The 9,570-nt window shown below is 73.6% G+C and carries 9 protein-coding genes; all 9 read left to right on the top strand.

The features are described 5' to 3' along the window. The first annotated feature begins 168 nt into the window (after positions 1-168). The gene (gene gspI / locus CKO43_RS06010; RefSeq protein WP_200228379.1) at positions 169-528 is read left to right on the top strand and encodes a type II secretion system minor pseudopilin GspI; all 360 of its coding nucleotides are present in this window, start codon (positions 169-171) and stop codon (positions 526-528) included. A gap of 1 nt (position 529) precedes the next feature. Then, complete coding sequence (locus tag CKO43_RS06005) at positions 530-1,177, top strand: prepilin-type N-terminal cleavage/methylation domain-containing protein (protein WP_200378146.1); 648 nt, start codon at positions 530-532, stop codon at positions 1,175-1,177. Positions 1,178-1,245: 68 nt separating this feature from the next. Further along, positions 1,246-2,208, top strand: a complete 963-nt coding sequence (gene gspK, locus CKO43_RS06000) for a type II secretion system minor pseudopilin GspK (protein ID WP_346014422.1) — start codon at positions 1,246-1,248, stop codon at positions 2,206-2,208. A gap of 5 nt (positions 2,209-2,213) precedes the next feature. Then, complete coding sequence (gene gspL / locus CKO43_RS05995) at positions 2,214-3,449, top strand: type II secretion system protein GspL (protein ID WP_200378145.1); 1,236 nt, start codon at positions 2,214-2,216, stop codon at positions 3,447-3,449. Next, positions 3,446-3,931: a type II secretion system protein GspM gene (gene gspM / locus CKO43_RS05990; RefSeq protein WP_200228375.1), complete on the top strand. Its 486-nt coding sequence runs from the start codon at positions 3,446-3,448 to the stop codon at positions 3,929-3,931. Before gspL ends, gspM begins: the two co-directional genes overlap by 4 nt. Beyond that, complete coding sequence (gspN, locus tag CKO43_RS05985) at positions 3,928-4,731, top strand: type II secretion system protein N (RefSeq protein ID WP_200378144.1); 804 nt, start codon at positions 3,928-3,930, stop codon at positions 4,729-4,731. The genes gspM and gspN overlap by 4 nt, the downstream gene beginning before the upstream one ends. Beyond that, on the top strand, positions 4,728-6,902 hold the full coding sequence (gene gspD, locus CKO43_RS05980) for a type II secretion system secretin GspD (RefSeq protein ID WP_200378143.1): 2,175 nt from the start codon (positions 4,728-4,730) through the stop codon (positions 6,900-6,902). Before gspN ends, gspD begins: the two co-directional genes overlap by 4 nt. 4 nt (positions 6,903-6,906) lie before the next feature. Further along, a complete protein-coding gene (gene gspE / locus CKO43_RS05975; protein ID WP_200228372.1) occupies positions 6,907-8,325 on the top strand; it encodes a type II secretion system ATPase GspE in 1,419 nt (472 codons plus the stop codon). A 5-nt stretch (positions 8,326-8,330) separates the two neighbouring features. Next, positions 8,331-9,548 (top strand): type II secretion system inner membrane protein GspF, encoded by a 1,218-nt coding sequence (gspF, locus tag CKO43_RS05970; protein WP_200378142.1) that lies wholly within the window; start codon positions 8,331-8,333, stop codon positions 9,546-9,548. Positions 9,549-9,570 lie beyond the last annotated feature (22 nt).

The following is a 9,570-nucleotide window of genomic DNA, read 5'->3' as shown; positions in this document are numbered from 1 at the left end:
GCTCGACGCCGGGGTCACGGCGCAGGTCGTCGGCGGCAACCAGGTCGTGCTCGGCCCCGAGGCCATCCTGCCGCCGCAGCGCATCGTGCTGCGGCTGGACGACCGCCGCGTCGACATCGCCAGCGACGGCCTGTCGCCGTTCGCCGTCGTGCCGGCGCCCGAAGCGCCATGAGGACCAGCCGCGGTTTCACGCTGATCGAGGTGCTGGTGGCGGTGGCCATCGTCGCCGTCGCGCTTGCCGCCGGGCTGCGTGCGGCCGGCGCGCTGACCGACAACGCCCAGCGCCTGGCCGACGTCAGCGCCGCGCAGTGGTGCGCCGAAAACCGGCTCGCCGCGCTGCGCCTGGCGCGCCAGCTGCCCGGCATCGGCGAAGAGACCTTCGACTGCGAACAGCTGGGCCGCCCCTACCGCGGCGTCGTGCAGACGAACGCGACGCCGAATCCCAACTTCCGCCGCGTCGACGCGCGCATCAGCGACGCCGACGGCCGGCCGCTGCTGACGCTGTCGACCGTGCTGTCGCGCTACTGAGATGGCCCGCCACGCCCGCAGCCGCGGTTTCACGCTGGTCGAGGTGCTGGTCGCGCTGACGATCATGGCCGTGCTCGCGGGCCTGGCCTGGCGCGGTGTCGACGGCATGGTGCGGGCACGCGAGGCGACAAGCCAGGCGGTGGACCGCGCGGCGCGCCTGAACACCATCCTGACGCAGTGGCAGCAGGACCTGGAGGCGCTGCACGACACCGGCGCCGCGCCGCCGCTGCAGTTCGACGGCCGCCACCTGCGCCTGACACGCCGCGTCGAAGGCGGCGTCGCGGTCGTCGTCTGGACGCTGGCCGACGGTGTCTGGCAACGCTGGGCGAGCCCGGCGACGACGCGGCTGCAGCCGCTGCAGCAGGCCTGGTTGCGCAGCCAGCAGCTGCTGGGCACCGAGCCGCAGCAGGTGCGGCTGCTCGAAGGCGTCAGCGCGTGGCAGCTCTACTTCTACCGCGGCAACGCCTGGTCCAACGCCCAGTCCAGCGCCGGCACCAGCAACGGCACCAGCAACGGCACCAGCAACGACGGCGAAGCCAGCGGCACCCGCAGCAGCGAGGCGCTGCCCGACGGCGTGCGCCTGATGCTCGACACCGCCACCGGCCGCCTGACGCGCGACCTGGTGCTGGCGCCCGGAGGCGCTTCATGAGCCCTCAGGACTTGTCCGGGGCTCATTCCCGCTCGGCGGGACCGGCCGCCAGGCCGAAGGGTGCCCCAGTGAGCGCGCGCCGCGAGCGCGGCGCCGCGCTGCTGCTGGCGATGCTGATCCTGACGCTGGTGGCGACGCTGGCCGCCGGCATGGCCTGGCAGCAGACACGCGCGGTGCAGATCGAAGCCGCCGAGCGCGCCTCGGTGCAGTCGAGCTGGATCCTCGACGCCGCGCTCGACTGGGCGCGGCTGATCCTGCGCGAGGACGCGCGCACCGGCAGCATCGACCACCTCGGCGAGCCCTGGGCGACACCGCTGGCCGAAGCCCGGCTGTCGAGCTTTCTCGCCGCCGACCGCGACAACAACGCCGACGGCGGCCCCGAAGCCTTCATCTCGGGGGCCATCAGCGATGCGCAGGCGAAGTACAACCTGCGCAACCTCGTCGACGGGGAGGGGAAGATCTCGCAGTTGGAGCTCAAGGCGCTGCAGCGCCTGTGCGAAGCCGCGGGCGTGCCGACCGACACGCCCGCGCGGCTGGCGCAGGGCCTGGCCGCCGCATGGGCGGCGCAGAACAGCGGCGACGCGGCCGACGCGCCGCTGCCGCCGGCGCGCGTCGCCGACCTCGTCTGGCTGGGCCTGGACAGCGCCACCGTCGCCCGGCTCGGCGCCTACGTCACGCTGCTGCCGGCGCAGACGCCCGTCAACGCCAACACCGCGCCGCGCGAGGTGCTGGTGGCCGCGATCGACGGCCTGGACCTGGGCAGCGCCGAACGCCTGGTGCAGACGCGCCAGCGCAGCCCCTTCGACAACCTGGAGGCGATCGAGGCGCTGCTGCCGCAAGGCACCACCAAACTCGACAAGAGCCGCGTCGCCGTCAGCAGCTCGTACTTCGAGGTGCGCGGCCGCTTGCGGCTCGAGGACCGCGTCGTCGAGCAGGAATCGCTGGTCCAGCGCCGCGGCGCCGACCAGGGCCGCGACGTCGTCACGCTGCGGCGTGAGCGACATCCGCTTCACATGAGCCCGCCACAATAGCCCGCATGTCCGTTCTCGTGCTCCAGATCCCTCCCCGCCAGCGCCTGGGTTCCCGCGCGGCGGACGAGCCGGCGCCGCCGCGCACGCTCGCCGAGGTCGACTACGTCTTCAGCCCCGACGGCCTGGCGGTCGGCTCCTCGGGCCGCGCCGCGCCCGCGCTGCTGCCGCGCGCCGACAGCGTGCTCGCGGTGCTGGCCGACGCCGACGTCGCCTGGCAGCGCATCACGCTGCCCAAGGCGCCGCCAGCGCGGCTGCGCGCGGCACTCGCCGGCGTGCTCGAAGAGCTGCTGCTCGACGACGAGGACGCGCTGCATTTCGCGCTCGCGCCGCAGGCCGCCGCCGGCGCCACGGCCTGGGTCGCGGTGCTGCACCGCGGCTGGCTGGCCGGCGTCATCGCCCAGCTCGAAGCCGCCGGTGTCGTGCTCGACCGCATCGTGCCGTCCGCGCTGCCCGGCACGGCCGGCGGCCACTTCTTCAGCCCGCCAGACGCCGCCAGCGACGCCGCGCCCTGGCTGTCGCTGGTGCGCGAGGACGGCCTGGCCTGCCTCGACAGCGCCGGCACGCTGGCGCGCGCGCTGCTGCCGGCCGATCCCGGCACGCTGCACTGGACCGCGACGCCGGCCGCGGCCGCGGCCGCGGAGAAGTTCATCGGTGTGCCCGTCACCGTGCTCACCGAGGCCGAACGTGCGCTGCAGGCGGCACGTTCACCCTGGAACCTGCGCCAGTTCGAGCTCGCGCCGCGCCAGCGCGGCATGCGCCTGCTGCGCGACGCCGCGCGCCGGCTGCTGAGCCCCGAATGGCGCCCGGTGCGCTGGGGCGCCGCGGCGCTGGTGCTGGTGCAGCTCGTCGGCCTGAACGCCTGGGCCTGGCAGCAGCGGCGTGCGGTCGACGAACGCCGCACGGCGATGACGGCGCTGCTGCAGCAGAGTTTCCCCGGCGTGCGCGCCGTGATCGACGCGCCGCTGCAGATGCGGCGCGAAGCCGAGCGCCTGCGCGCCGCCGCCGGCCGTGCCGGTGACGGCGACCTGGAGGTGCTGCTGGCCGCCGCCGCCGCCGCCTGGCCCGAAGGCCAGGGCCCGGCGCAGACGCTGCGCTTCGAAGCCGGCCGGCTGACGCTGGCCGCGGCCGGCTGGAGCGAGCCCGAGATCGCCGCCTTCCGCGACCGGCTGCGCCCGGCCGGTTACGGCGTCGAAGTCGCCGACGGCCGCATCACGCTGGTGCGCAGCGGAGCAGCAGCATGAACGCCGCCCGTCTCGCCCCGCTGAAGGCACGTTGGACGCAGCTCGCGCCGCGCGAGCGTGCGCTCGTCGCCGTCGCCGCCGCCGTCGTCGGCTGCTACCTCTTTTTCGCGCTCGCGATCCAGCCGGCCTGGCGCACGCTGGCCAGCGCGCCGGCGCAGATCGAGGCCCTGGACACCGAGCTGCAGGCGATGCAGCGGCTGGCCGCCGAAGCGCGCGAGCTGCGCGCGACGCCGCCGGTCAACGCCGAGCAGGCCGCTGCCGCGCTGCGTGCCGCCAGCGAGCGCCTGGGGCCGCACGGCCGCCTGTCGCTGCAGGGCGAGCGCGCGGTGCTGACGCTGGACAACGCCGGCACCGGCGAGCTCCAGGCCTGGCTCGCGGAGGTGCGATCCGGCGCCCGGGCGCGCCCGGTCGAAGCCCAGCTGACGCGCGGCGCCGGCGGCTACAGCGGCAGCATCGTCGTCGCCTTCGGGGCCGGAGCATGAAGCCCTTGGCAGCCGACTGGAACCCGGGACGGCGCATCGGACGGCGCTGGGCCGTCGGCGGCGCGCTGCTGGGCACGGCCGTGGCACTCGTCGCCTTCGCCCCTGCGGCCTGGCTCACCGGCGCGCTGGCCCGTGCCAGCGGCGAGCGTTTCCTGCTCGCCGACGCCCAGGGCAGCATCTGGAACGGCAGCGCCGTCGCGGTACTGACCGGCGGCCCCGGCAGCCGCGACGCCGCCGCGCTGCCCGGACGCCTGCACTGGACGCTGCGGCCGGCCGGCGCCGGCATCATGCTGCGCGCGCGCCAGGCCTGCTGCATCGACGGCGAACTGGCGCTGCGTGTCGAAGCCGGCCTGGGCCGCTGGCGCGTCACGCTGCCGGCCGGGCCGGTGGGGCGCTGGCCGGCGGCCTGGCTCGCCGGTCTGGGCACGCCCTTCAACACGCTCGGGCTGGGCGGCTCGCTCGCGCTCGCGAGCCAGGGCCTGGTCGCCGAGTCGGCCGCCGGGCGCTGGAGCCTGGCCGGCGGCGCGACGCTCGCCGCCGACAACCTGTCGTCGCGGCTGACGACGCTCGACCGCCTGGGCAGCTACCGCATTGCGCTTGCCGGCGGCGACGTGCCGCGGCTGACGCTGTCGACGCTGCAGGGCCCGCTGCTGCTGTCCGGCGACGGCCAGTGGTCGGCGCGCGGCCTGCGCCTGCGCGGCGAGGCCAGTGCCGAGCCGGGCTCGGAGCCGGTCCTGAACAATCTGCTGAACATCATCGGCCGCCGCCAAGGCACCAAGGCCGTCATTTCGATCGGATGAGCATGAAACCCTCGCGCCACCTCACCGCCGCGCTGTGCCTGGCCGCCGCCGCCCAGCTGGCGTCAGCGCCGGCCGCCGCGCAGCGCCCGCGTGCGCCGGTGACCGTCAACTTCGTCAACGCCGACATCGACGCCGTCGCCCGCGCCTTCGCCGCGATGATCGACCGCCAGATCGCCGTCGACCCGCGCGTCAAGGGCCAGATCACCGTCTACAGCGAGCAGCCGCAAAGCGTGCAGCAGGCCTACCAGACCTTCCAGACCGCGCTGCGCGGCCTGGGCTTCGCGGTCATCGAGAGCGGCGGCCTGCTGAAGATCGTGCCCGAGGCCGACGCCAAGCTGCAGACCGGCACCGTGTCGGTGGGCGAGAGCGGCGTGCGCGGCGACCAGGTCATCACCCAGATCTTCCAGCTGCGCTACGAGAACCCGAACAACCTCGTCGCGGTGCTGCGGCCGTTGATCAGCGCCAACAACACGATCAACTCGAACCCGGGCTCGAGTTCGCTGGTCATCACCGACTACGCCGACAACCTGCAGCGCATCGCCCGCATCATCGCCGCGCTCGACCAGCCGACCGCGACCGACCTCGAGGTCGTGCCGCTGCAGCACGCCGTCGCCTCCGACCTGGCACCGCTGGTGCAGCGCCTGGCCGAGACCGGCAGCACCGTCACCGCGCCGGGCGCGGCCGCCGGCGCCGGCGGCACCACCGTCGTCGCCGACGCACGCAGCAACTCGCTGATCATCCGCGCGCCCAACGCCGCGCGCCTGGCCGGCGTGCGCGCCGCGATCGCCAAGCTCGACCGCCCGGCCAGCGGCCTGGGCCCGAGCGGCGGGCTCTGGGTCGTGCACCTGAAGAACGCCGACGCCGTCAAGCTCGCCACCGTGCTGCGCGCCGCCTTCGGCACCAGCGGCGGCAGCGGCAGCACCGGGTCGACGACGCCGGGCTCGCTGACCACGGCGACGACGACGCAGAACACGCCGCCGTCGCCCGGCAACCAGAACAACAGCGGCGCGGCCTCCGCGCAGGCGACGGCGCCGGTGACGGCCTCGGGCCAGCCGACGACCGGCGGCTTCATCCAGGCCGACCCGGCGACGAACTCGCTGATCATCACCGCGCCCGAGCCGCTGTACCGCCAGGTGCGCGCGATGATCGAGCAGCTCGACTCGCGCCGCGCCCAGGTCTACATCGAGAGCCTGATCGTCGAGGTCGCCGGCGACAACGCCGCCGAGTTCGGCTTCCAGTGGCAGGGGCTGCTGGGCAAGGACGGCGACAGCACCGGGCTGTTCGCCGGCACCAACTTCAGCAACACCGGCGGCAACATCCTCAGCATCACGACCGCCGCCGCCAGTGGCAACACCAGCGGCCTTTCGGTCGGCGAGGGCCTGAACATCGGCCTGCTCAAGCGCTACGGCGGCACCTACGCGCTCGGTGCGCTGGCCACCCTGCTGCAGAGCCAGACCAACACCAACATCGTCTCGACGCCTAACCTGGTCACGCTGGACAACGAGGAAGCCAAGATCGTCGTCGGCGAGAACGTGCCCTTCATCACCGGCCAGTACACCAACACCGGCACCTCGACCTCGAGCCCGTTCCAGACCATCGAGCGCAAGGACGTCGGCATCACGCTGCGCATCCGGCCGCAGATCGGCGAGAGCGGCACGGTGCGCATGACGATCTACCAGGAGCAGTCCAGCGTGCTGTCGACGGCCACCGTCGGCACGAGCAACGCCGGGCCGTCGACGACCAAACGTTCGATCGAGTCGCAGGTCGTCGTCGAAGACGGCCAGATCATCGTGCTCGGCGGCCTGGTCCAGGACAGCTACGTCGAGGAAAAATCCAAGGTGCCGCTGCTGGGCGACCTCCCGGGCATCGGCGCGCTCTTCCGCAGCGAGAGCCGCACCAAGAAGCGCACCAACCTGATGGTCTTCCTGCGCCCGGTGGTGATGCGCGACGCCGACAGCTCGGCCAAGCTGTCGCTGGACCGCTACGACCAGATCCGCGCCCGCCAGCAGGACGCACAGCCGATACCGAGCACGATCCTGCGCATCGACGAAGCGCCGGTGCTGCCGACGCTGCCCAACACCACGCCGCAGCCGGCGCAGCCGGCCAAGCCGCCGCTGGTCGAGCCGGTCGCGCCCGCGCCCAACGACGTCACGCCCGCCACCACCCCGTAAGCCGATGGCCACCCGACACCCGCTGCCCTACGCCTTCGCCAAGGCGAACACGCTGCTGCTGGAGGACGACGGCCAGCTCGTGCTCTGGGCCGGCGAGACCACGCCGCCGGCGGCGCTGGCCGAGGTCACGCGGCTGTTCGAGGTCACGGCCTTCGAACACGAGCCCAGCGCCACGCTGTCGCAGCGCATCTCGGTCGCCTACGCCGGCGGCGGCGGCAGCGCCGCGGCCGTGATCGGCGAAGTCGAGAGCGGCGTCGACCTGTCGCGCATGATGCAGGAGCTGCCGGCAGTCGAGGACCTGCTCGAAGCCGCCGACGACGCGCCCATCATCCGCATGCTCAACGCGCTGCTGACGCAGGCGGCCAAGGACGGCGCGAGCGACATCCACATCGAGCCCTACGAACGCAGCTCGAGCGTGCGCTTCCGTGTCGACGGCACGCTGCGCGAGGTGGTGCAGCCGAACAAGGCGCTGCACGCGGCGCTGATCAGCCGGCTGAAGATCATGGCCGAGCTCGACATCTCCGAGAAACGCCTGCCGCAGGACGGCCGCATCAGCTTGCGCATCGGCGGCCGCGCGATCGACGTGCGCGTCTCGACGCTGCCCTCGGCGCACGGCGAGCGCGCGGTGCTGCGCCTGCTGGACAAGGCCGAGTCGAAGTTCACGCTCGAAGGCCTGGGCATGGACGGCGAGGTGCTGTCGCGCTTCGAGCGCCTGATCCAGCAGCCGCACGGCATCGTGCTCGTCACCGGCCCCACCGGCAGCGGCAAGACGACGACGCTGTACGCCTCGCTCGGCCGCGTCGACACCGCGACGACCAACGTGCTGACGGTCGAGGACCCGGTCGAGTACGAGCTGCCCGGCATCGGCCAGACCCAGGTCAACCCGAAGATCGACCTCACGTTCGCGAAGGCGCTGCGCGCCATCCTGCGCCAGGACCCGGACGTCATCATGATCGGCGAGATCCGCGACTACGAGACCGCGCAGATCGCGATCCAGGCCTCGCTCACCGGCCACCTGGTGCTGGCGACGATCCACACCAACGACGCACCGTCCTCGGTCACGCGGCTCATCGACATGGGCGTCGAGCCCTATCTGCTGTCCTCGAGCCTGCTGGGCGCGCTGGCGCAGCGCCTGGTGCGCAAGCTCTGCCCGGCGTGCAAGCGCCAGGACGGCGAAGGCCGCTGGCACCCGGTGGGCTGCGAACGCTGCAGCCACACCGGCTACAAGGGCCGCACCGGCGTCTACGAGCTGATGGTCGTCGACGAGGCGGTGCAGACGCTGATCCACGAGCGCGCCTCCGAGCAGGACCTGGCCGCGGCGGCGCGCGCCAACGGCCTGAACTCGATGCGCGAGGACGGCGAGCGCCTGATCGCGGCCGGCCTGACCTCGGCCGAGGAAGTCATCCGCGTGACGCGGGACTGAAGGCGATGCCGGCTTACCGCTTCGAGGCGCTGGACGCCACCGGCAAGCAGCAGTCGGGGCTGCTCGACGCCGACAACGCCCGCGCCGCACGCACCCAGATCCGCGCCCGCAACCTGGTGCCGCTGTCGGTGGCGCCGGTGGGCGCGCCGGCGGCCGAAGGCACGAACGCCTCGCGCTTCTCGCGCCGCGTCTTCAACACCACCGGGCTGGCGGTCTGGACACGCCAGCTCGCCGGGCTGGTGGGCTCGGGGCTGCCGCTGGAGCGGGCGCTCACCGCGCTCGCCGACGAAGCCGAAGACCAGCGCCAGCGCGAGCTGCTCGCGCACCTGAGGAGCGAGGTCAACGCCGGCAGCCCGTTCGCACGGGCGCTGGCGACCGCGCCGCGCGAGTTCGACGATGTCTACCGCGCGGTGGTGGCCGCCGGCGAGCAGAGCGGCGCGCTCGGCGCCGTGCTCGAGAACCTGGCGCAGGACCTGGAGGACCGCCAGGCGCTGCGCAGCAAGCTGCTGGGCGCGATGCTGTATCCGGCGATCGTCTCGGCGATCGCGCTCGTCATCGTCACCTTCCTCGTCACCTACGTCGTGCCGCAGGTGGCGACGGTGTTCAGCAACACCAAGCAGACGCTGCCGCTGCTGACGGTGCTGATGATGGCCGTCAGCGACTTCGTGCGTCACTGGGGCTGGGCGCTGGTGCTGGCGCTGGTGGCGGGCGTCTCGGGCTTCGTGTTCGCGCGCCGCAGCGAGGCTTTCCGCGAGCGCAGCGACGCCGCCTTCCTGCGCCTGCCGCTGGTCGGCCGGCTCACGCGCGGCTACAACGCGGCGCGTTTCGCCGGCACGCTGGCGATGCTGGCCGGCGCCGGCGTGCCCATCCTGAAGGCGCTGCAGGCGGCGGCCGAGACCCTGGGCAACCGCGCGATGCGCGCCGACGCGCTCGACGCGCTGGTGCAGGTGCGCGAAGGCGCGCCGCTGGCCGCGGCGCTGGCGGCGAAGAAACGTTTCCCCGGGCTGCTGGCGATGTTCGCGCGCCTGGGCGAGCAGACCGGCCAGCTGCCGGTGATGCTGCAGCGCGCCGCCACCCAGCTCGGCGCCGAGGTCCAGCGCCGGGCGATGGCGGTGGCCACCGTGCTCGAGCCGCTGCTGATCGTCGCGATGGGCGGCGTCGTGATGCTGATCGTGCTGGCGGTCATGCTGCCGATCATCCAGCTCAACAGCTGGGTGCACTGAGCGGCCGCGGGCCGCGGCCGCC

This window comes from Rubrivivax gelatinosus (genome assembly GCF_016583785.1).
GTDB classification, from domain to species: Bacteria; Pseudomonadota; Gammaproteobacteria; order Burkholderiales; family Burkholderiaceae_C; genus Rubrivivax; species Rubrivivax gelatinosus_B.
The sequence above is the reverse complement of the archived record's forward strand: the minus strand, read 5'-3'. Positions and strand labels throughout refer to the sequence as shown.

Excerpts from the sequence above, each read along its gene's own strand:
- gspI (WP_200228379.1), top strand. The coding sequence starts at position 169 with ATGAGGACCAGCCGCGGTTTCACGCTGATCGAGGTGCTGGTGGCGGTG.
- gspL (WP_200378145.1), top strand. The coding sequence starts at position 2,214 with ATGTCCGTTCTCGTGCTCCAGATCCCTCCCCGCCAGCGCCTGGGTTCC.
- gspE (WP_200228372.1), top strand. The coding sequence starts at position 6,907 with ATGGCCACCCGACACCCGCTGCCCTACGCCTTCGCCAAGGCGAACACG.
- gspD (WP_200378143.1), top strand. The coding sequence starts at position 4,728 with ATGAGCATGAAACCCTCGCGCCACCTCACCGCCGCGCTGTGCCTGGCC.
- CKO43_RS06005 (WP_200378146.1), top strand. The coding sequence starts at position 530 with ATGGCCCGCCACGCCCGCAGCCGCGGTTTCACGCTGGTCGAGGTGCTG.
- gspM (WP_200228375.1), top strand. The coding sequence starts at position 3,446 with ATGAACGCCGCCCGTCTCGCCCCGCTGAAGGCACGTTGGACGCAGCTC.
- gspN (WP_200378144.1), top strand. The coding sequence starts at position 3,928 with ATGAAGCCCTTGGCAGCCGACTGGAACCCGGGACGGCGCATCGGACGG.
- gspF (WP_200378142.1), top strand. The coding sequence starts at position 8,331 with ATGCCGGCTTACCGCTTCGAGGCGCTGGACGCCACCGGCAAGCAGCAG.